Source organism: Streptomyces sp. NPDC018026 (assembly GCF_044327745.1).
Classification (GTDB): Bacteria; Actinomycetota; Actinomycetes; order Streptomycetales; family Streptomycetaceae; genus Streptomyces; species Streptomyces rubrogriseus.
In genome coordinates this window covers 40,762-62,404 of sequence record NZ_JBIRFY010000008.1, presented here as the reverse complement: position 1 = coordinate 62,404, position 21,643 = coordinate 40,762, and the positions used below count along the sequence as shown (strand labels likewise).

The window sequence follows — 21,643 nt, the reverse complement described above, 5'->3', positions numbered from 1 at the left end:
ACCCCAGCCCGCAATCCCGACCGAGGAGCCGTGCTCATGTCCAGATCATTCGTCCCGCGGCGCAGCGTTCTGCGCGGCGCGCTCGGCGCCGGCGCGCTCGCCGGTCCCCTCGCGGCGTGCGCCCCCGGTTCCTCCGGGTCCGAGCCGCGCAAGCTCACCGGGACGCCCAGCGCGTCGGCCAAGGGCGAGATCACCATCTGGAACCGCTCGGGCGACCTGTTCAAGGTCTTCGACGCGGCGATCGACGCCTTCCGCAAGGCCTACCCGGACATCAAGGTCAACCACCAGGCCGTCGACATCGACGCCAAACTCGCCAACACCCTGATCAGCGGCACCGACCTGCCCGACGGCAGCTTCTGGGACGACGCCAAGATCGGCGGCCAGGTGGAGCACCTGTACGACCTGACGGACCTGATAGCGCCCTACCGCGACAAGACCTCGGCGTACAAGCTGTCCGTCAACACCGTGGACGGCCGGATCTACGGTGTGCCCTGGGACCTCGACCCCGGGCTGCTCTGGTACCGCGAGGACCTGCTGGAGGACGCGGGCGTCGACCCGGCCGGGCTGAAGACCTACGACGACCTGCTGGCCGCGGCCCGGTCGCTGCGGGAGAAGAACCCCAAGGCCCGCCCCCTGCACATGGAGAAGGACCCCTTCCTCGGCCAGCTCTGGCTGGAGATGCTCGCGGGCCAGCAGGGCACCAGCCTCGCCGACGCCGACGGGCAGGTGCGCCTTGACTCCAAGGAGTACCGCAACGTCCTCAACTGGGTCCGCGACGCCGTCGACGACGACCTGGTCACCCACGCCGAGTACCTCAAGCAGGCCGACCTCGCCACCCTGGAGAACGGTCAGCAGGCCCTCGTCCCGTGGGCGGTGTGGTGGTCCTTCGCGCCCCAGCAGCTGCTGAAGAAGGGCAAGGGCCAGTGGCGCGCCGCACCGCTGCCGGCCTGGACCCCCGGCGGGGCGCGCAGCGGCGCCATGGGCGGCAGCAGCTTCATCATCCCGGCGAAGGCGAAGAACCCCGAACTCGCCTGGCTGCTGTACGAGTTCCTGTGCTTCAAGGAGCCCGGCTACAGCGCGGTGTACGGGCCGAGCGAGGTCTACCCGGGCGGACTCACCACCTCCGTGCCGAGCTACGGACCCGCCCGCCGCCCCGACAAGCCGCTGTTCGAACCGGTGGCCGCGCTCGGCGGACAGGACCTGTGGAAGGTCGCCGTGGACGCCGCCGACACCATCCCGTCCGCCGCGCCGATCCCCGCCTGGTGGGCCAAGTCCGTCGACTACCTCGGCAACAACCTCCAGCGGCTCATCGAGGGGAAGATGGCGCCCGACGACGTCATCGACGACTCCACCAAGAAGATCCAGCGCAACCTGGTGGACCGCGCATGACCTCCGGCACCCTCACCCCGCCCCGCAAGCAACGGGCGGCACCCGCCGCGCCGCGCCCCGCCCGCTCCCGGCGCAAGCCCTTCCTCGCGCCCTACCTCTTCGTCGCGCCGTTCTACATCGTCTTCGCCGCCTTCGGCCTCTACCCCCTCGTCTTCGCCCTCCAGTTGAGCTTCACCAACTGGAAGGGCGCCGGCGAGGCGAAGTTCATCGGCCTGGAGAACTACACCTACCTGCTCACCAGCGAGGAGTTCTGGTCCTCGCTGGGCAACAGCGCGGTGATGTGGCTGCTGATCGTGCCCCTCCAGATCGTCGGCGGCCTGGCCGCGGCGGTGCTGCTCGCCAACGCGCGGCTGCGGCTGCGCGGCATGTTCCGGGTCGCCTTCATCGCACCGTTCGTCACCCCGCTGGTGGCCATGGCCCAGGTCTGGATCGTCGCCTTCGACACCGACTACGGGCTGGTCAACCACCTGTTCAACTTCGTCGGCCTGCCGGACGTCGACTGGCTCCAGTCGACCGCCTGGGCCAAACCGACGCTCGCGCTGCTGTTCCTGTGGAAGACCACCGGATTCGCGATCATCATCCTGCTCGCCGGACTCCAGGCCGTGCCCGCCGACGTGTACGAGGCCGCCGACCTCGACGGTGCCTCCCGCAAGCGGCAGTTCTGGTCGCTGACCCTGCCACTGGTCCGGCGCAGCATCGCCTTCCTCGTCGTGGTGCAGACCCTCGCGGTGTTCCAGATGTTCGCCGAACCCTTCGTCGTCACCCAGGGCGGCCCGTACGGCTCGACCACCACCGGCGGGCTCTACCTCTACAACCACATCCTGGCGTCCGACCTCGGGACCGGCGCCGCGAACTCCTTCCTGCTCGTGCTGCTGGTGTTCGCCCTGTCCCTGCTGTCCGTGCGCCTGCTCCGCTCCCGAGACGAGTGACCATGACCAGCCTCATGACCAGCCGGACCAAGAAGCCGGGCAGGAGCCTGTCCCAGCCCCGGCCGGGGCCGCTGCAGTACCTGGTGCTCGGCCTCCTCGCCCTCGTGTTCGTCTACCCCATCTGGTGGGCCGTCAGCTCCTCGCTGAAGCCGCCGGCCGACATCGTCCGCGACCCGCTGTCCTTCTCGCTCGGCTCGGCCACGCTCGACAACTACCGGGCGATGTTCGACGACGTGCCGATCGGCACCGGCTTCGTCAACACCGTGCTCGTCGTCGCCGTCAAGGGCGCGATGACCATGTTCTTCTGCCCGCTGGCCGGCTACGCCTTCGCCAAGTACCGCTTTCCCGGCAAGAACCTGCTCTTCGGCGTGCTGATGCTCACGCTGATGCTGCCGACCCTCGTGCTGGTCATCCCGCTGCTCCTTGAGATGAGCCAACTGGGCTGGGTCAACACGTACCAGGCGCTGATCCTGCCCGGCAGCATCGACGCCTTCAGCATCTTCTGGATGCGGCAGACCATCGCCGCCGTGCCCGACGAACTCCTCGACGCGGGACGCGTGGACGGGGCGAGCGAGTTCGGCATCTTCGCCCGGATCGTGGTGCCGGTCATCCGGCCGGGCATCGCCGCGCTCGGCGTGCTGACCGCCATGAACATCTACAACGACTTCGTCTGGCCGGTCGTCGCCGTCAACGACGAGGGCCACCAGACGCTCCAGGTCGTGCTCTCCACCCTCGCGCAGAACGTCACCGGCAACCGCGTCGGCGCCGACTTCGCGACCGTCTGGGGCGAACTGCTCGCCGCCGGGAGCATCGCGATGCTGCCCGTGCTGGCCCTGTTCGTCCTGCTGCAACGCCACTTCATCAACGGGATCCTCGCGGGCAGCGTCAAGGGCTGACCTCCCGCCCCACACCGCTGAATCCCCCGCAGCCGCACCGAATCGGAGCACTCACGCCCATGACCACCCCCCGTCCCGAATACCCCCGGCCCCACTTCGACCGGTCCCACTCCTGGCTCACCCTCAACGGCACCTGGGACTTCCGCGCCGACCCCGCCGAGCGCTACTCCGCCGACGCGTCCGGCGGCTACGACCGCGCGATCACCGTGCCCTTCGCCTGGGAGACGCCCGCCTCCGGCATCGCCGAGCACTGGCTGCGGACCGCCTGGTACCGGCGGACGTTCACCGTGCCGGCCGACTGGGCCGGACAGCGCGTCGTCCTCCACTTCGGCGCCGTGCACCACGCCGCCACGGTCTGGGTGAACGGCACCGAGGTCGCCCACCACGAGGGCGGCTACACCCCCTTCGCCGCCGACGTCACCGACGCGCTCGGCGACGGCGAACAGCTCCTCACGGTGCGGGTCCACGCCCCCGCCGACAAGCGGGACATCGCCCACGGCAAGCAGCGCAGCATGCCCCGCGACGACTACGACGGCGTCTGCTTCACCCCGTCCTCCGGCATCTGGCAGAGCGTCTGGCTGGAGGCCCGCCCCGCCACCCACCTCGCCGCACTCCGGCTGCGCCCGAACGACGACCTGACCGGCATCACCGTCGAAGCCGTCGTGCACGGCCCCGCGGCCGATCGCGCCGAACTGCGGCTGCGCGTACGCGACGAGGACACCGCCGTCACGGCGACCGTGGACCCCGACGGACGACTCCGTACCGAACTCCCGCTCTCGGCTCCCAGGTTGTGGTCGCCCGAGGACCCGCACCTCTACCACGTCGACGCCGAACTCACCTCCGCCGACGGCATCGACCGCGTCGCCGCCTACACCGGCCTGCGCACCATCACCGTCGACGGCGAATCCCTGTACCTCAACGGACGACGGCTGTTCGTACGCGGCGTGCTCGACCAGGGCTACTGGCCCGAAACCGGCATCACCGCCCCCGACGACACCGCCCTGCGCCACGACCTCGAACTCGCCGCCGAGGCCGGCTACAACCTCGTCCGCAAGCACCTCAAGCTGGAGGACCCCCGCTTCACCCACCACGCCGACACCCTCGGCATGCTCCTGTGGGCCGAACCCGCCTCGCCCGGCCGCTTCTCGCCCGCCTCCACCGCCGCCTTCGCCGAGCAGATCGAGCCGATGGTCGAACGCGACGGCAACAGCCCCGCCATCGTCATCTGGGGCCTGTACAACGAGGAATGGGGCCTGGACTGGGACATCCCCGGCGACCCGGCCAAGCAGCGCGCCACCGCCGACGCCTACGACCGGCTCAAGGCCCTCGACGCCACCCGCCCGGTCGTCGACAACTCCGGCTGGACGCACGTCAAGACCGACCTGCTCGACTGGCACTACTACGACGAGAGCGCCGCCTCCTGGGCCACCACCGTCGCCGACCTGCTCTCCGGCGCACGCGACGACTTCCCCGTCAAGCTCGGCCCCGACTTCGTCGTCCACAAGAAGCTCGCCGTCCCCGGACAGCCGCTGCGCGGCCTGCCCAACCTCAACAGCGAGTACGGCGGCGGCTTCACCGGCCTGGACCGCGCCTGGCACCTGCGCTGGCAGACCCAGGAACTGCGCCGCCACGACCGGCTCGCCGGGTACGTGTACACCGAGCTGTACGACATCGAGCACGAGAGCGCCGGGCTGCTGGACTTCGGCCGCGGTACGAAGGACCTCGCGGGCGTCGACCCGGCCCACGCCAACGCGCCGACCACCCTCGTCCTGGACGTCACGCCGGTGGCACCCGGCCGCGACCTGCTCACCTCCGACCGCGACTTCACGGTCGACGTCCACGTCTCCCACCACGGGGCCGACCCGGTCGCGGGCACCCTGCACACCACCTGGACCCCGGTGTACGCCAGGACGCCCGACGCTCCCGGCGACGCCGTCCCCGGCGGCCGCGCGGAGGCCAAGCCGTACGTCCTCGGCGCCGCCGTCACCGTGCCCGCCACGCTGCCCGAGGGCTGGACCAGCGGCCGACTGCACGTGGCGCTGGTCGTGGACGGCACCGTCGCCGCCCGGACCGCGCTGGACGTGGACACGCGGACCGACCCGTACATCGGCGACGACCCGCAGGCCCGCCCCACCGCCTGACCTCCGGCCCGCCTCACCGCCTGACCTCCGGCCCGCCCCACCCGATCCCACCCACCGATCCCGCACCACCCGACATCCCCACCACCAAGGAGTCGATCCGTGCGCAACCCGTCACTCACCCTCGGACGATCACCGGCCCTGCTCGGTGTCCTCGCCCTGATCACGGCCCTGCTGTCCCTGTGGTCGCAGCCCGCGTCGGCCGCGCCCGCCGGACAGGTCCTGGCGTCGCCCGACCTCGCGGCCCACCCGCAGGGCGACGACAGCTACCCGCGCGCCGTCCGCCTCGACCACGACGGCTCGGCCGGGCAGACCATGCTCGCCACCTACGCCCGGCGGGAACAGGGCGCCACCAACACGCTGCCCGTCCACCGCAGCACCGACGGCGGCCGCACCTGGAGCGCCGCCCCGATCTCCACCATCACCTCGCACACCCCGGGCTGGGACATCGAGGCACCCGTCCTCTACGAGGTGCCGCGCACCGCGAACGGCCTGAACCAGGGCGACCTGCTCGCCGCCGGCACCGCCTGGCAGGCCGGTGACTACACCACCCAGCGCGTCGAGGTGTTCAGGAGCACCGACCACGGCAACAGCTGGCAGTACCTCTCCGACTGCACCCGCACCAGCGGCCTGCCCGACACCATCGGGCACGGCATCTGGGAACCCTGGTTCCTGCTCGCCCCCGACAACACGCTGGCCTGCTTCATCTCCGACGAACGGCCCGCGAACAGCCCCACCAACAACCAGGTCATCGGCCACTACACCTCCACCGACGGCGGCCGCACCTGGAGCGGCACCCTCACCCAGGACGTCGCCTTCCCCGCCGACAACCTCGCCCGCCCCGGCATGTCGATCGTCGTCCCGCTGCCCGACGGGCGGTTCATGATGGCCTACGAGATGTGCCGGGACGCCACCGACGCCGACCACGCCTGCGAGGTGTACACCAAGACCAGCCCCGACGGCCTGAACTGGGCGCCCGCCGACGACCCGGGCACCCTGGTGCGCACCGCCGACGGCAGGGAACTGCTGCACACCCCCTACCTCGCCTGGGTGCCGGGCGGCGGTCCCGACGGCACGCTGCTGATGTCCGGCCAGCGTGTGGTGAGCGGCCCCACCGGGAACAAGACGGTGCTGTCGGAGTCCGGCACCGTGGTCTTCGCCAACACCCATCTCGGTGCGGGGGAGTGGACCGAGATCGAGGCCCCGGTCCTGACCGACCCCACCGGCGGCTACAACCCCGGTGAGCCCTCCTGCCCCGGCTACAGCTCACCGATCGTGCCGCGTGCCGACGGCACCTCCTTCCTCTACCTGACCGCCACCTGGCTCGGCACCGGCAACCAGTGCCAGATCCGGTTCGGCACCGGCGGCCTCGGCGGACCGGTCGGCCAGGTCACCACGCCGTGGGTCGCGGGCAAGTGCCTGGACGTCGACACCAACACCAGCGGCAACGGCAACGCCGCCCAGCTGTGGGACTGCAGCAGCGCCACCGGCCAGCGCTGGTCCGTCGCCCCCGACGGCACGGTGCGCGCGTTCGGCAAGTGCCTGGACATCGACGGCAACGGCACGGCCAACTTCACCAAGGTCCAGGTGTGGGACTGCGCCCCGGGCGTCGGCGGCCAGCAGTGGCGGCACCGGGCCGACGGCTCGCTGTTCAACCCGCAGTCCGGCCGCTGCCTGGACATCCCCTCCGGCGGCACCGCCAACGGCACCAAGCTGCAGATCTACGACTGCAACGGCCTCGGCACCCAGAAGTGGAACCTGCCGGTCTAGCCGCCGGAGCACCCGGGGCCCCGCGCCCCGGGTGTCGCATACGCTCGACAGCACCATGATGAACAACCTCATCCCCCTGGAGCCGAAGGCCGACAAGGCCACGGTCAGACGGCACAACCTCAGCCTGGTCCTGAGGGCCGTGCACGACGCGGGGGAGGCGACCAGGGCCGGTGTCGCCACGCATGTCGGACTGACACGCGCGGCGGTGTCGTCCCTGGTCGAGCAGTTGCTGGAGTACGGCGTCGTCTCCGAGTGGGGCAAGACCAGCAGCGGCCAGGCGGGACGGCCCGGCACCGTACTGAAGGTCTCCCGCTCGGGCCCGGCGGGCCTCGGCGTCGAGATCAACATCGACTACATCGCGGTGTGCGTCGTCGACCTCGCCGGCACCGACCGGGTGCGGCTCGTCGAGCACGTCGACAACCGGGGGGTCGAGCCCTCCGAGGTCCTGGCGCGCGCGGCCCGGCTGGCGGCGCGCGCCGTCGGCTCGGCGGCGGAACAGGACCTCGCACCGGCCGGCGTCCATGTCGCGCTGCCCGGCCTGGTGACCGGCGGCACCGTACGCCAGGCACCCAACCTGGGCTGGCAGCGGGTCGCCGTGGAGGGGCTGTTCGCCCAGGCGCTCCTCGCCCTGCGCCCCGCCCACCGGCCGCTGCCGGTCAGCTCCGACAACGAGGCCAACGCCGCCGCCCTCGCCGAGCTGTGGTTCGGCGCCGGTACCGGGGGCGTGCGCAGCTTCCTCTACCTGACCGGCGAGATCGGCGTCGGCGGTGCCCTGGTGCTCGGCGGCGAGCTGCTGCGCGGCGCGCACGGCTTCGCCGGGGAGATCGGGCACATGGTCGTCGACCCCGACGGCCCGCAGTGCCGCTGCGGCGCCCACGGCTGCCTGGAGCAGTACGCCGGACAGGCCGCGCTGCTCACCGCCGCCGGCATCGACGCGGCCGCGGGCGCGCGGGGCGTCGCCGAACTCGAACGCCGGGCCCGGCGGGGCGACCCGTCCGCGCTCTCGGCGATCGAACGCGCCGGACGGCAACTGGGCGTGGTGCTCTCGGGCGCGGTGAACCTCTTCGACCCCGAGGCGGTGATGCTCGGCGGCGTCTACCGCGAGCTGATGGACTGGCTCGCCCCGGCCGTCGACCGCGAACTGGCCCGGCGTGTGGTCTCCGGGCTGTGGAGCGAGGACGGCAAACGGCTGCGGGCCGCGTCCCCGCTCGGCGACGCGGCCCGGGGCGCGGCCGGCGCGATCGTCCGCGAGGTACTGGCCGACCCGGCGGCGTACGCGGAACGGGACGCGGGCTGACCCGGAGGGCGGCCGCCCGGCAGCCCTCCGCATCGGCCCGCCGCGCTCACCCGCGGTTGGCGGCGATCATCTCCCGGTACCAGCGGTAGCTGTCCTTGGGCGTGCGCTCCTGCGTGTCGTAGTCGACCCGCACGATGCCGAAGCGCTTGTCGTAGCCGTAGGCCCACTCGAAGTTGTCCAGCAGCGACCACACGTAGTACCCGCGTACGTCCACGCCCGCGTCGATCGCCGCCCGCAGCGCGGTGAGGTGGTCGCGCAGGTAGCCGACCCGGTCGGTGTCGTGCACCGTGCCGTCGGCGGCGGCCGCGTCGTCCTCCGCCGAGCCGTTCTCGGTGATGTGGACGGGCGGGAGCGCGTCGCCGTACTGCTTCTGCAGGGCGACCAGCAGGTCGGTGAAGCTGTCCGGCACGACCGGCCAGTCCATCGCCGTGTGCCGCACTCCGGGGTGCCGCACCTCCTCGTACCGGTTGTCCGTCGCCACCCGGCGGGCCGGGTCGCTCTCGCGGTGCGGGGCGTCGGCGACCACGATCGGCCGGTAGTAGTTGATGCCGAGGAAGTCCAGGGGCTGGGAGATCACCTCCAGGTCGCCGTCCCGCCGGAAGTCCTCGCCGGTGATCAGCTCGCCCCAGGTCTCCTCCTCGGTGGCCGGGTAACGGCCCGCGAGGATCGGCTCGGTCCACACCAGGTTGTGTTGGGTGTCCGCGCGGACCACCGCCGCCAGGTCGGCAGGGGAGTCGGTGGCCGGCAGGTTGCGGTCCAGATTGAGCGTGATGCCGACCTCGCGCACCCCGGCGGCGCGCAGCGCCTTCACCGCCAGCCCGTGGCCGACCAGCAGGTGGTGGGCGGCGGCCAGCGCGCCCCGGCCCTCCTGGGCACCGGGCGCGTGCCGGCCGATGGAGTAGCCGAGGAAGGAGCTGCACCACGGCTCGTTGAGGGTGATCCAGCGCGGCACCCGGTCGCCCAGGTGCTCCGCGACCACCGCCGTGTACTCGGCGAACCGCTCCGCCGTCTGGCGCACCCGCCAGCCGCCCCGGTCCTCCAGGGCCTGCGGCAGGTCCCAGTGGTACAGGGTGGCGGCCGGCTCGATGCCCGCCGCGAGCAGTTCGTCGACCAGGCGGGAGTAGAAGTCGAGCCCCTTGGGGTTCACCGAGCCCGAGCCGTCCGGCACGATGCGCGGCCAGGCGATCGAGAAGCGGTAGGAGTCCACACCGAGGTCGCGCAGCAGGGCCACGTCCTCGGGGTAGCGGTGGTAGTGGTCGCAGGCCACGTCACCGGTGTCGCCGTTCACCACCAGGCCGGGAGCGTGGCTGTAGGTGTCCCAGATCGACGGTCCGCGGCCGTCCTCGGTCGCCGCGCCCTCGATCTGGTACGAGGCGGTCGCGGCGCCGAAGACGAAGCCGGGCGGGAAACCGGGATAGTCACTCATGCTGTGCTGCTCATCTCCGTGCTTGCGGGGCGTGCGGGTTCAGGGGTGTGCGGGGTTCACTTGACGGAACCGCCGGTGATCCCGGCGGCGATGTACTTCTGGGCGAGGACGAGGAGGATCGCCGCGGGCACCGCGGACAGCACCGACGCGGCCATCACCGAGCCCCAGTCGCCGACGTGCGCGCCGATGTACTGGTAGATGCCCAGGGTGATGGGCTTGACGTCGTCGGTCGTGTTCAGGGTGAGCGCGAACATGAAGTCGCTCCACGAGAACAGGAACGCGAACAGCCCCGACGTGATCAGCGAGTTGCGGCTCATCGGCAGCACCACCCGCACGAAGGTGCGCACCGGACCGGCGCCGTCGATCTGCGCGGCCTCGATCACCTCGCCGGGGATCGACACCATGAAGGAGCGCATCAGCACGATGGAGAACGGGATGCCCAGTGAGGCGTCCGCCAGCATCAGGCCGAAGTAGGAGTTGACCAGCCCGAGGTCGACGTAGGAGTTGTAGAGCGCGTTGGCGATGACGATGCCCGGCACCATCTGGGTGATCAGGGTGCCGAACACGATGGTGCGCGAGCCGCGCAGCCCGAACCGCGCGAGACCGTACGCGGCGGGCGCCGAGATCGCCAGGCAGATGGCGACCGCGCCGAGCGACACCGCCAGCGACGTCAGCAGGTGCCCGCCCTGGTCGCTGATCGCCTTGGAGAAGCCGGAGAAGTCCAGGCTGCCCGGCACCGGGTCGACCTGGAGCAGCCCCGAGTCGGGCTGGAGCGCGGTGTTGAGCATCCAGTACAGCGGGAACAGCATCACGCACAGGATGAGTACGCCGGCGACGGTGGAGCCCCAGCGGCGCCGGGAGGCGGTGGGCGTGTGGGAGGCCATGGACGTCACTTCCCCTCGGTGCGGTTGGCCCGCAGGTAGAACACCGCGAACACGGCGGAGATCAGGATGAGTACGTTGCCGACCACGGCGCCCGCGCCGAAGTCCAGCTGGACGAAGGAGTTCTGGTAGGTCAGGGTGCCGAGCGTCTGGGTCGCGTCGGCCGGACCGCCGTCGGTCAGGGCGAGGATCAGGTCGAGGATCTTCACCGTCGACATGAAGCCCAGCACGAGGACGACCGTCACGACGGGCTTGAGCATCGGCAGGGTCACCGAACGGAAGGTCCGCCAGGCCGACGCGCCGTCCAGCGCGGCCGCCTCGTGCAGCTCCTTCGGGATCTCCTGGAGACCGCCGTACAGGATGACCATGTTGAACGGGATGCCGATCCAGATGTTGACCAGGATCACGGACAGCAGGGCCATCTCCGGGCTGGTCAGCCAGGGCGTGTGGCCGCCGATCCCGAGCGTGTCCAGGAACGAGTTGAGCACGCCGGTGTCCTGGTCGAGGATGCGCCGCCAGACGATGCCGGACACCACCATGGGCACCAGCCAGGGCAGCAGGATCAGCGAGCGCAGCACCCCGTTGAGGGGGAAGCGGCGGCTGAAGAAGACCGCGAGCGCCAGGCCGATGCAGAACTGGCCGAGCAGGGAGCCCGCCGTGAAGACGAGCGTGTGCCACAGCGCCTTGCCGAACAGGGCGTCCTGGAACACGTTGGACCAGTTGTCGGCACCGTTGAAGGGCGCCTCACCGGTGAAGAACGTCTTCGGCGTGTAGTCCTGGAAGCTCATCACGACGTTGCGCACGAGCGGGTAGCCGAAGAACAGCAGCATGAAGACGACGGCGGGGGCGACGAACCCCCACTGCGCGAGCCTGCGACGGCGCGCGATCCGGCGGGGGTCGGGAGCGGAGGCCGGCTCGGACGCCTTGGCGGGCGTCTGCGCGCCGACGGCGGAAGTGGGCATGGGAGTGCTCATGGGGGTCGTACCTCAGTTCCCGCTCGTGGCCCGCTGCTGGGCGCGCTTCAGGGCGGTCTCACTGGACTGGCCGGTCAGGGCGGACTGGAAGGCGCTCTGCAGCGCGAGCGACACACTCGACCAGCCCGCGCCGAGCTTCGCCGTCCGGGACCGGGCGACGGCCACCTGGTCGGCGAGGGAGTCCAGCTCGGGCACCTTCTCGCGCCAGGCCGCGGCGGCCTTGGCGTTGGCCGGGACCATCCAGCTGTTGAGCGCGTAGGTCAGCTGCTCCTTCTCGCTCGCCAGACACGCGACGATCTTGCCGGCCGTCTTCTCCCGGGCCTCGTCACCGGTGTTGGGCACGGTGAGGACGGCGCCGCCGAGCGGGCCGACCGAGTCGTCCCCGGCCTCGGGCACCGGGATCGGCGCGATGCCCCAGTGCAGCGACTTGTCGCCGTTGAGGGTCTCCACCTGCCACGGGCCGTTGATCATCATCGCCGCGTTCCCGGCCATGAACTGGTCGTTGACGTCGGCCTGGGTCCAGTTGACCGTCGACTTCGACAGCGAACGGTCCTTCAGCAGGCCCTTCCAGTAGTCCAGGGCCTCGACCACCTTCGGGCCGTCCAGGTCGGTCTCGTCGCCGCCGTTGGACCACATGAACGGTGTGAACTGGAAGACGCCGTCCTCCGCGCCGCCCGCGCTGAGCGCCAGGCCGTACTGCTTGCCCCGGGTGAGCTTCTTCGCCGTCTCCCGCAGCTCGGCCCAGGTGGTGGGCACCTTGAGGCCCGCCCGGTCGAGGACGTCCTTGTTGTAGAAGAGCGCGAGGGTGTTCACGGAGCGGGCCGCGCCGTAGTACGTGCCCTTGTACGAGCCGAAGTCCACGATCCCGTCGGGGATGTCGTCGGTGCTCAGCCCGAGGGTACGGAGGTCGACCAGGCCGCCCGCGTCGGCGAAGGTCGGCATCTCGGACGCGTCGAACTGCACGATGTCGGGCAGCGACTTGGACGAGGCCATGCGCAGCGCCTTCGTCATCACCTGCGACGCCGGGACGCTCTGCTGCTCGATGGTGACGCCCAGCTCCTTGCCGCAGCGGGCCATCGCCTCCGCGTCCCAGCGGTGGTACGACTCGTCGGTCGAGGAGTTCATCACGGTGTACGTGTCGGCGTCGCGCTGCTGTCCGCAGCCGGCCAGTGCGGCCCCGGCGACCAGCACGGACACCGCGGTGAACGGGGCGACGACTCGGCGTGTGCGTCCTCGCCCGCGGCGCGTGGCAGCCGGGGGGTGTGCTGTCAAGGCGAGCGAGGTGAAGCGCTTCGACATGGTGCGGCCCTTGCTGTCGTACCGTCCGGCTTCCTCGCCGGACTGTTTTGTTTGATGTGATGACTAATACGTCACGAACCCGCTTCCGCGCTAGAGCAAAGTGGCCTCGCTCTCTCCGTTCCGCGGGGTGAGGAGGTCGTTCTCTTGCGTAATAATGCCAGTTCAGCGCGCTGAAGCCGATCTGAACACCTCGGCGTCGGATTTTGTTTTGTGTACGATCAAAACGCTGTGAGACGGCCTCCGTGCTCCCACCCCGACAGCTCCCGCCCCACCCAAGGAAGATCATGAAGTTCACCGACGGCTTCTGGCTCATCCGCGAGGGCGTGCATCTCTCGTACGCCACCGAGGTACGAGATGTACGCCCCCAATCGAAGCGCTTCACCGCCCATGCCGCCGTGAAGAAGGTGACGCGGAGGGGGGACACGCTCAACGCGCCGCTCCTCACGGTCGAGTGCTTCTCACCCGCCGAGGGCGTCATCGGCGTCCGCGTCACCCACCACGCCGGCAAGCGTCGGCCGGGCCCCGACTTCGCGCTCACCGAGGCGGCGGACGGCGCCGGCGAGGTGCGCCAGGAGGGCACCGTCACCGAGCTGACCAGCGGCCCGCTCACCCTCCGCCTGGACCGCGAGGGCCCCTTCGGCCTCACCTTCCACGACGCGGACGGACGCGAGCTGACCCGCGCCAACGCCAAGGGCACCGCCTTCGCCACCACCGGCGACGGCGCCCACCACATGCTCAGCCGCCTCGCCCTCGGCGTCGGCGAGCAGATCTACGGCCTCGGCGAGCGCTTCACCCCGTTCGTCAAGAACGGCCAGGTCGTCGACATGTGGCAGGCCGACGGCGGCACCAGCAGCGAGCAGGCCTACAAGAACATCCCGTTCTACCTCTCCTCGCGCGGCTACGGCGTCTTCGTCAACCACCCCGGCGCGGTCTCCTTCGAGGTCGGCTCCGAATCCGTCGGCCAGGTCCAGTTCAGCGTCGAGGACCAGACGCTGGAGTACTACGTCGTCGCCGGGCCCACCCCCAAGGACGTCCTCACCCGCTACACCGCCCTCACCGGCCGCCCCGCCCTCCCGCCGGCCTGGTCCTTCGGCCTGTGGCTCACCACCTCCTTCACCACCTCCTACGACGAGCAGACGGTGACCTCGTTCGTGGACGGCATGGCCGAGCGCGGCATCCCGCTCTCCGTCTTCCACTTCGACTGCTTCTGGATGCGCGAGTACCAGTGGTGCGACTTCGAATGGGACCCGGACGTCTTCCCGGACCCGGACGGCATGCTCGCCCGGCTCAAGGCCAAGGGGCTCAGGGTCAGCGCCTGGATCAACCCCTACATCGCCCAGAAGTCCCCGCTCTTCGACGAGGCCGCCGCCCTCGGGCACCTGGTGCGCAGGCCGGACGGCGACATCTGGCAGTGGGACCTGTGGCAGGCCGGCATGGGCCTGGTCGACTTCACCAGCCCCGCCGCCCGCGACTGGTACGCCGGCAAGCTCAAGCCGCTGCTCGACCAGGGCGTGGACTGCTTCAAGACCGACTTCGGCGAGCGCATCCCCACCGACGTGGTCTGGCACGACGGCTCCGACCCGGAGCGCATGCACAACTACTACACGCACCTGTTCAACCGCACCGTCTTCGAACTCCTCGAAAAGGAGCGCGGCCAGGGCGAGGCCGTCCTCTTCGCCCGCTCGGCGACCGCGGGCGGCCAGCAGTACCCCGTCCACTGGGGTGGCGACTGCTGGTCGTCCTTCGAGGCGATGGCCGAGTCCTTGCGGGGCGGCCTGTCCCTGTCGCTGAGCGGCTTCGGCTTCTGGAGCCACGACATCGGCGGCTTCGAGGGCACGCCCGACCCGGCGGTCTTCAAGCGCTGGCTGGCCTTCGGCCTGCTCTCCTCGCACAGCCGGCTGCACGGCTCCTCGTCGTACCGGGTGCCGTGGGAGTTCGGCGAGGAGGCCGTCGACGTCGCCCGCCGCTTCACCCTCCTCAAGCACCGCCTGATGCCCTACCTGTACGGCGTCGCCGCCCAGGCCCACCGCACCGGCGTGCCCATGATGCGGCCGATGGTCCTGGAGTACCCGCACGACCCGGCGTGCCGTCCGCTGGACCGCCAGTACATGCTCGGCTCCGACGTCCTGGTCGCCCCGGTCTTCACCGAGGACGGCGAGGTCGAGGTCTACCTCCCCGAGGGCACCTGGACCCACCTGCTGACCGGCGAGCGCGTCACCGGCCCGGCCTGGCGCACCGAACGGCACGGCTACGACAGCCTGCCGCTGTACGTCCGGGAGGGCGCCGTCCTGCCGCTGGGCTCCGACGACCAGCGCCCCGACGGCGACTGGCTGGACGCCCCGACCCTGCTGGTCCACCCCACCGCCGACGCCGACTACGCGGCCGAGGTCACCGTGCCCGACCTGCTGGGCACACCGGCCGCCACCTTCCGCGTGCGACGCGACGGGGACGTCCTGCGGGTCACCGCGAGCGGCACCGACCGCCCCTTCACCGTCCGGGTCGCGGGCGGCGCGAGCGCGGAAGGCACCGGCGAGGTCACCGTGCCGCTGACCTGACCCCGGCGAGCGGGTGGACCATACGGCGAAGCGGCACGCGGGGGCGCGTGCCGCTTCGCTCTGCGGGGCATCCTGCGGGGTGTTCCGCGGGGGCGCCGGGGTGTGTCTCAGCGCTCCAGGGCGCCGAGCGCCGTCAGCAGCCGGTCCACGTCCTCCGCGCTGGTGTACGGTGCGAGGCCCACGCGTACGCCGCCCTCGTCGCCGAGGCCCAGCCGGCGCGCGGCCTCCACGGCGTAGAAGGAACCGGCCGGCGCGTCGACCGCCCGCTCCGCGAGCTGCCGGTAGACGTCGGCCGGGCGCAGGCCCGCCACGGTGAACAGCAGGGTCGGGGTGCGCCGCGCGGCCCGCGAGTACACGGTGATCCCGCCGAGCTCCGCGAGCCCCCGTTCGAGCCGCTCGCGCAGCGCGTCCTCGTGCGCCTCCAGCGCCGCGAACGAGGCGACCAGCCGGTCCCGCCGAGAGCCCCCGGCCGCCGGGTCGAGCCCCGCCAGGAAGTCCACCGCCGCGCTCGCCCCGGCCAGCAACTCGTAGGGCAGGGTGCCCAGTTCGAACCGCTCGGGCACGGTGTCGGCGGACGGCAGCAGCTTGTCCGGGCGCAGCGACTCCAGCAGCTCGGCCCGGCCGGTCAGCACGCCCAGGTGCGGGCCGAGGAACTTGTACGGCGAGCACACCAGCGTGTCCGCGCCCGTCGCCGCCAGGTCCACCACGGCGTGCGAGGCGTAGTGCACCGCGTCGAGGTGGAAGTGCGCCCCGTTCGCGTGGACGAGGGGCGCCAGCGCCGGCAGGTCCGGCATGGTCCCGATCAGGTTCGACGCGGCGGTCACCGCGACCAGTTTGGTGCGCGGGCCCAGCACCGCCGCGAGGTGCTCGGGACGCAGCTCGCCGGTGGCCGGGTCGAAGTCCGCCCACCGCACGTCTGCCCCGGCCGCCTCGGCCGCCTGCACCCAGGGTCGGATGTTCGAGTCGTGGTCGAGCCGGGTGACCACCACCTCGTCACCCGGTCCCCAGCCCTTGGCCAGCGTCCGCGACAGGTCGTAGGCGAGCTGGGTGGCGCTGCGCCCGAAGACGACCGTCCCAGGCGTGGTGCCCAGGAGGTCGGCGAGCGCGGACCGTGCCTCGTCGACGATCCGGTCCGCGTTGCGCTCGCCCTCGGTGTTGCGCCCCCGGTTGGCGAGCGGGGCGGTCAGCGCCGTCGCGATGGCGTCGATCACCGGCTGCGGGGTCTGCGTACCGCCCGGCGCGTCGAACCGTGCGGTACCGGACTTCAGGGCGGGCACGTGCGCGCGGATCGCGGCGACGTCGAGGGCCATGGTGCAACTCCAGGGTCGTGGGGCCAGGCGGACGGGGGATGGTCGTCAGGCGATGCGGTCCTTCGGCCGGGGCGACAGGTAGGTGGTACGGCTGGGCCGCACCCCGAGCCGCACCTGCGACTCCAGCCACATGATCGCAGCCCCCGTGGGGTCGACGACAGGGACGAACGCACCGCCCGCCTCGGCCTGGTCCGCGGGGCGAGCACCGCACCGACCCGCCGCCGCCACCGTCCGCGCCCTCGGCCTGCACCGGAACACCGTCGCCGCCCGGCTGCGTCAGGTCCGCGGACGGCTCGGCGTCCCGCTGGACGACCCCAGCAACCGGCTCGCCCTCCAGATGGCCTGCCGCGCCATGACCTCCCCCTGAGACCGGGGGAGGTCAGGACACCGCGGCTTCCGGCTCGGCCTCCGGCGGCTCCTTGTCACGTCCACCGGGATGCCGGTGCCGCCACACCCAGAAGACCGTGCAGGACAGCAGCGCCCACCCGCCCAGCACCAGGAACGGGAACGCGTGCTGGTGGCCCTGGAAGTACACCGCGGTGTGCTGGGCGTTGACCGAGGCCCCGGGCGGCAGCCATCGGCCGATCACCCCCAGCGGCGACGGCAGCAGCGGCCAGGACACCGCGCCGCCCGAGGAGGGGTTGCCGATGATCACCATCAGGCCCCAGGTCGGCAGCATCGCCCACCGGCCGAACATGGTGTTGAACATGGTGAAGACCATGCCGGACACGAACATGGTGAGCGCCAGGATCAGCCACGACTCGGCGAACGGCAGGTCCACCGCGCCCAGCAGCCAGTCCACCGTGGCCGCGACGACGAACCCGCCGAGCAGCGCGTAGGCCACCGTGAACAGGATGCGCTCCACCGGGGTGAGCGCCCGCGCGTGCACACTGAGCTGGATCGCCCCGACGAAGCCGATGATCACGGCGGCCAGGGAGATGTAGAAGATGGCCAGCCCGCGCGGGTCGCCCCGCTGGAGGGGGTTGACGTCCCGGACGGTGACCTGGACGCCGAGCTTCTTCCCCACCGCCGGTGCCGTCTGCGCGAGCAGCTCGGCGACCGAGGCGCCGGACGCGCCGGACACGTCGAGTGCGGCCTCCCGCCCGTCGTCGCGCAGCTCGAAGACCGCGAAGACCTCCTGCTGCTCGATCGCCTCGTGGGCCGCGGCGCGGGTCTCGTAGGGATGCACCCGCACCGAGGTGTCCAGCGCCTCTTCCAGGCCGCGCAGGAAGGCCCGGCCGCCCGCCTTCTCGTAGGAGCCGACCACGGCCGTGGGGATCAGGCGCGGCGTCGGGTTCGCCATCGAGTAGGTGTACGAGCCCGCGAAGAAGCCCGCCGCGGCGGCGAGGATCAGCACCAGCACGGTGGCCGGCCAGAACGGCGACTGCCGGAACGCGGACCACCGCCCGCGCGCCGGCGCGTCGCCCTCGGCGTCCTGCGACGTGTGCGCCATGTCCGACGGGGTCAGGCGTGGACCAGCGGCGTGTCCACGAGGTGTTCCGCCACGAACCACGCCTGGAGTTCGTTGGTCCGCAGGACCTCGGAGACCAGCAGGTCGTTGGTGCCGTCGTCCCCGTACTCCTGGGTGCGGGCCGCCGCGTCGTGACACTCGGTCAGGATCAGCTCGTGCGCCTCCAGCAGGCGCGAGAGCATCGACGGCACCTCCTCCACCCCGTCCGGCGGGCGCGGCACGGTGGTGATCTCGGCGACGTGCCGGGGGTCGCCGATCGCGACGCCGCCGAGCGTCTGGACGCGTTCGGCGACGGTGTCGATCAGCTCCAGCTGCTCACCCGCGTGCTTGTCCAGCAGCAGGTGCAGTTGGTAGAACGTCGCCCCGCGCATCAGCCAGTGGTACTTCTTGTACAGATCGTGCAGGATCCGGGTGTCCGCCAGGACCTTGTTGAGCCGCTGGCAGGAGTAGAGCCGGGTGTCCATGGTCAGGGCCACGGGGAACTGCTTGACGGTGCCGAACTCCTGAATGGTCCGGCCCTTCTGGTGCAGCCAGGGCTGGCTGCCGTCCGACCGGTGCTCCACGGACGACGAGGGATTCGGCTTCGGGGAACTCACGCCTGGACTCCTTCCGGAGAGGACTGAAGAGCGGGCCGACGCGATACCGCCGGTCCCGGTCCCCCCGCGCCAGTCGACCAGCCCTACGCCCGGCCCGCAAACGGTGGGGGTTGTCCGGGCCATCCGTCCCCGCTTAGGGTCGGCCCAGTCTGAAAGCGCTTTCTAGCCGACGGGCGCGTGCGACCGCGCCGCCGTCCGAGGAGGACCGCATGTCCCCACGTCCCGCCCGGCGCAGGGTCGCGGTGGTCGGCACCGGTGCCATCGTCACCGGCGGCCACCTGCCCGCCCTCGCCGCCCACGCCGACCGCACCGAACTGGTCGCCGCCGTCGACGTGGACCCCGAGCGGCTCTACGCCTTCCGCGCGCAGGCGCCCGGCGACGTCGCCGGGTACGCGTCGACGGGCGCCATGCTGGACGCCGTACGCCCCGACCTCGTCCTGGTCGGCACGCCGCCGTCGCTGCACCGGGAGCAGACGGTGGCCGCGCTCAAGGCCGGTGCCTGGGTGCTGTGCGAGAAACCGCTGTGCCTCTCCCTCGCCGAGTACGACGACATCGCGGCGGCCGAGGAGGCGTCCGGGGCGTACGCGTCGGTGATCTTCCAGCACCGGTACGGCTCCGGCGCGGCGCACGCCCGTGAACTGATCGCGAGCGGTGAGCTGGGCGCCCCGCTGGTCGCGCACTGCCAGACGACCTGGCACCGCGACGCCGCCTACTACGCGGTGCCCTGGCGCGGCCGCTGGTCCACCGAGGGTGGCGGCCCGACCATGGGCCACGGCATCCACCAGTACGACCTGCTGCTGCATCTGCTCGGCCCCTGGGCGGAGATACGGGCCATGGCCTCGCGCCTGGTGCACGACACCGAGAGCGAGGACGTCTCCACCGCCCTGGTGCGGTTCGAGAGCGGCACCCTTGCCACCGTCGTCAACAGCGTGCTCTCCCCGGACGAGGTGAGCCGGATACGGGTCGACTGCGCCGACGCGACGGTCGAGTTGACGCACCTGTACGGACACCGCAACGACGACTGGACCTACACCCCGGCCCGGCACGTCGCGCCCGCCCGCGCCGCCGCCTGGCGCACCCCGGGCGCCGACGTGCCCAGCTCCCACACCGCGCAGCTCGGCGCCGTACTGGACGCCTGGGACGCCGGGGCCCGACCGCCCGGCAGCGGCCAGGAGGCGCGCGCCACGCTGGAGTTCGCCGCGGCCCTGTACAAGGCGGCGTTCACCGGACGGCCGGTGTACGCGGGCGAGATCGCCGCCGGTGACCCCTTCTACTCCGCGATGCACGGCGACCACCCCGACTGGGCCCCCGGAGAGCGCGCGTAGCGGCCCAAAATCGAGATGTTCACAGCGAGTTGGGCCGCGGGAGGTGTGAACGGGTGGTGGAGATGCGCATCATCTTGACATGAACCCGCGGTCCGAGGGGCGGGCCGCGTCCTCATGGAGGTGTGGGCATGCACCGCAGACTCGCCACCGGACTCGGCGCCGCGGCCCTGGCCGTGACCACCGTCGTCGCCACCGCCGCGGCCGCCGACGCCGCTCCCGCCGACAAGGCGCAGGTCCTCGCGAGCTGGACGCAGACCAGCGCGTCCAGCTACAGCGCGTGGACCGCGGCACGGGCGAACAAGTCCGCCTGGTCCGCCTACGGTTTCGACTGGACCACCGACTACTGCTCCTCCTCGCCGGACAACCCGTTCGGCTTCCCCTTCAGCACCTCCTGCGCACGGCACGACTTCGGCTACCGCAACTACAAGGACGCGGGCACCTTCAGCGCCAACAAGTCCCGTCTCGACAGCGCCTTCTACGAGGACCTCAAGCGCGTCTGCGCCGGTTACGGCGGCGTCACCAAGACCGCCTGCAACAGCACGGCCTGGACCTACTACCAGGCCGTGAAGGTGTTCGGCTGACGAACCCGGGCAGGCGCCGCCGCCAGCGCGGCCGCCGCGCCGGCGATGCCGAGGACGGCGCCCGCGGCGACGTCACCGGGATAGTGCACGCCGGTGTGGACCCGGGAGTAGCCGACGGCGGTCGCCAGCACGCCCAGAGGTAGGGCCGCCTCGGGCAGGACGACGCCCACGGCCGTGGCGAACGCGACCGCCGCGGCCGTGTGGCCCGAGGGGAACGACGCCGACGCGGGCATGGGGACGTACCGGTCCACCGTCACCCGCGCCGCCTCCCGGTCCGGGCGCGCCCGGCGCACCAGACGCTTGCCCAGCAGGTTCGTCGAGGCCGACGCCACGGCGATCGCCCCGACGCCGACGAGGGCCGCCCGGCGCGCCCGCGCACCGCTCAGCGCGAGCGCGGCGGCGATCCCCAGCGAGACCTTCGAATGGTCCGCGGCGTGGGACAGGCGCCGCAGCGCGCGGTCGAGCGTGGGTGTGGACGTGGCGGCCACCGCCGCGTACAGCGCGCCGTCCACGGCCCGCAGATCCCCGAGTACGGCGGTGAGGGCCGCCTTGCGCGCGGATCCCGGGCCGGGAGGCGGCCCGAGCGGGCCGCGGGTGCCGCCGTCGGCGTCGGAGTCGGTGTCGGAGTTGGTGTCGGTCGGTTCGGTCATGGGCTCCTGCTCCGCGGGGAGACGGGATCCCGGCCATCCTGGTCGCCCGCGGACCCGGCGGCGCGTGGGCGGGGCCCGTCCGGGGGACGGCGGGCGGGGAAGACGGTTCCGGTCCGGGGGACGGCGGGCAGGGAGACGGGGCCGCCGGCCGGCCCT

At 71.8% G+C, this 21,643-nt stretch carries 18 protein-coding genes; 10 read left to right on the top strand and 8 right to left on the bottom strand.

All coding sequences use genetic code 11. The features are described from left to right. The first annotated feature begins 36 nt into the window (after positions 1-36). The 6 genes from ACH4D3_RS24410 (at position 37) to ACH4D3_RS24385 (ending at position 8,419) form a co-directional block, all read left to right on the top strand. The gene (locus tag ACH4D3_RS24410; protein ID WP_398325515.1) at positions 37-1,389 is read left to right on the top strand and encodes an ABC transporter substrate-binding protein; all 1,353 of its coding nucleotides are present in this window, start codon (positions 37-39) and stop codon (positions 1,387-1,389) included. Beyond that, positions 1,386-2,318 (top strand): carbohydrate ABC transporter permease, encoded by a 933-nt coding sequence (locus ACH4D3_RS24405; protein WP_398325512.1) that lies wholly within the window; start codon positions 1,386-1,388, stop codon positions 2,316-2,318. The genes ACH4D3_RS24410 and ACH4D3_RS24405 overlap by 4 nt, the downstream gene beginning before the upstream one ends. Before the next feature lie 2 nt (positions 2,319-2,320). Further along, entirely contained in the window at positions 2,321-3,214 is an 894-nt protein-coding gene (locus ACH4D3_RS24400; RefSeq protein WP_398325508.1) for a carbohydrate ABC transporter permease, read from the top strand. A gap of 59 nt (positions 3,215-3,273) precedes the next feature. After that, on the top strand, positions 3,274-5,355 hold the full coding sequence (locus tag ACH4D3_RS24395; RefSeq protein ID WP_398325505.1) for a glycoside hydrolase family 2 protein: 2,082 nt from the start codon (positions 3,274-3,276) through the stop codon (positions 5,353-5,355). Between the two features lie 99 nt (positions 5,356-5,454). After that, positions 5,455-7,122, top strand: a complete 1,668-nt coding sequence (locus ACH4D3_RS24390) for a ricin-type beta-trefoil lectin domain protein (protein ID WP_398325502.1) — start codon at positions 5,455-5,457, stop codon at positions 7,120-7,122. 55 nt (positions 7,123-7,177) lie between these two features. Continuing rightward, the gene (locus tag ACH4D3_RS24385) at positions 7,178-8,419 is read left to right on the top strand and encodes an ROK family protein (protein WP_398325499.1); all 1,242 of its coding nucleotides are present in this window, start codon (positions 7,178-7,180) and stop codon (positions 8,417-8,419) included. A gap of 46 nt (positions 8,420-8,465) precedes the next feature. On the opposite strand, the gene ACH4D3_RS24380 is transcribed toward ACH4D3_RS24385, so the two are convergent. From ACH4D3_RS24380 to ACH4D3_RS24365, 4 genes are read right to left on the bottom strand one after another with little or no spacing between them, the layout of a single operon-like run. Beyond that, entirely contained in the window at positions 8,466-9,845 is a 1,380-nt protein-coding gene (locus tag ACH4D3_RS24380) for a GH1 family beta-glucosidase (protein WP_398325496.1), read from the bottom strand. A gap of 56 nt (positions 9,846-9,901) precedes the next feature. Beyond that, positions 9,902-10,729, bottom strand: coding sequence for a carbohydrate ABC transporter permease (locus ACH4D3_RS24375; RefSeq protein WP_102931575.1), 828 nt, complete (start codon positions 10,727-10,729; stop codon positions 9,902-9,904). 5 nt (positions 10,730-10,734) lie between these two features. Continuing rightward, positions 10,735-11,688 (bottom strand): carbohydrate ABC transporter permease, encoded by a 954-nt coding sequence (locus tag ACH4D3_RS24370; protein WP_398325494.1) that lies wholly within the window; start codon positions 11,686-11,688, stop codon positions 10,735-10,737. 24 nt (positions 11,689-11,712) lie between these two features. Then, positions 11,713-12,999: an ABC transporter substrate-binding protein gene (locus ACH4D3_RS24365; RefSeq protein WP_398325492.1), complete on the bottom strand. Its 1,287-nt coding sequence runs from the start codon at positions 12,997-12,999 to the stop codon at positions 11,713-11,715. A 284-nt stretch (positions 13,000-13,283) separates the two neighbouring features. Between ACH4D3_RS24365 and yicI the strand changes: the two genes are divergently transcribed. Further along, positions 13,284-15,554, top strand: a complete 2,271-nt coding sequence (gene yicI / locus ACH4D3_RS24360; RefSeq protein WP_398325489.1) for an alpha-xylosidase — start codon at positions 13,284-13,286, stop codon at positions 15,552-15,554. Between the two features lie 107 nt (positions 15,555-15,661). On the opposite strand, the gene ACH4D3_RS24355 is transcribed toward yicI, so the two are convergent. After that, a complete protein-coding gene (locus ACH4D3_RS24355; RefSeq protein WP_398325487.1) occupies positions 15,662-16,864 on the bottom strand; it encodes a cysteine desulfurase-like protein in 1,203 nt (400 codons plus the stop codon). Positions 16,865-16,994: 130 nt separating this feature from the next. Between ACH4D3_RS24355 and ACH4D3_RS24350 the strand changes: the two genes are divergently transcribed. Continuing rightward, positions 16,995-17,231 carry a helix-turn-helix domain-containing protein gene (locus ACH4D3_RS24350; RefSeq protein WP_398325484.1) on the top strand — a complete coding sequence of 79 codons (237 nt, stop codon included), beginning with the start codon at positions 16,995-16,997 and terminating at the stop codon, positions 17,229-17,231. Between the two features lie 12 nt (positions 17,232-17,243). Here ACH4D3_RS24350 and ACH4D3_RS24345 read toward each other — a convergent pair whose 3' ends face one another. Both ACH4D3_RS24345 and ACH4D3_RS24340 read right to left on the bottom strand, forming a co-directional pair. After that, on the bottom strand, positions 17,244-18,317 hold the full coding sequence (locus tag ACH4D3_RS24345; RefSeq protein ID WP_398325481.1) for an ABC transporter permease: 1,074 nt from the start codon (positions 18,315-18,317) through the stop codon (positions 17,244-17,246). Between the two features lie 11 nt (positions 18,318-18,328). Beyond that, the gene (locus ACH4D3_RS24340; protein WP_398325478.1) at positions 18,329-18,931 is read right to left on the bottom strand and encodes a Dps family protein; all 603 of its coding nucleotides are present in this window, start codon (positions 18,929-18,931) and stop codon (positions 18,329-18,331) included. Between the two features lie 209 nt (positions 18,932-19,140). On the opposite strand from ACH4D3_RS24340, the gene ACH4D3_RS24335 reads away from it, so the two are divergent. Beyond that, positions 19,141-20,256 carry a Gfo/Idh/MocA family protein gene (locus tag ACH4D3_RS24335; RefSeq protein ID WP_398325475.1) on the top strand — a complete coding sequence of 372 codons (1,116 nt, stop codon included), beginning with the start codon at positions 19,141-19,143 and terminating at the stop codon, positions 20,254-20,256. A gap of 128 nt (positions 20,257-20,384) precedes the next feature. Continuing rightward, positions 20,385-20,837: a phospholipase gene (locus tag ACH4D3_RS24330; RefSeq protein WP_398325472.1), complete on the top strand. Its 453-nt coding sequence runs from the start codon at positions 20,385-20,387 to the stop codon at positions 20,835-20,837. Here ACH4D3_RS24330 and ACH4D3_RS24325 read toward each other — a convergent pair. After that, the gene (locus ACH4D3_RS24325; RefSeq protein ID WP_398325470.1) at positions 20,810-21,487 is read right to left on the bottom strand and encodes a phosphatase PAP2 family protein; all 678 of its coding nucleotides are present in this window, start codon (positions 21,485-21,487) and stop codon (positions 20,810-20,812) included. The genes ACH4D3_RS24330 and ACH4D3_RS24325 overlap by 28 nt on opposite strands. Between the last annotated feature and the right edge of the window lie 156 nt (positions 21,488-21,643).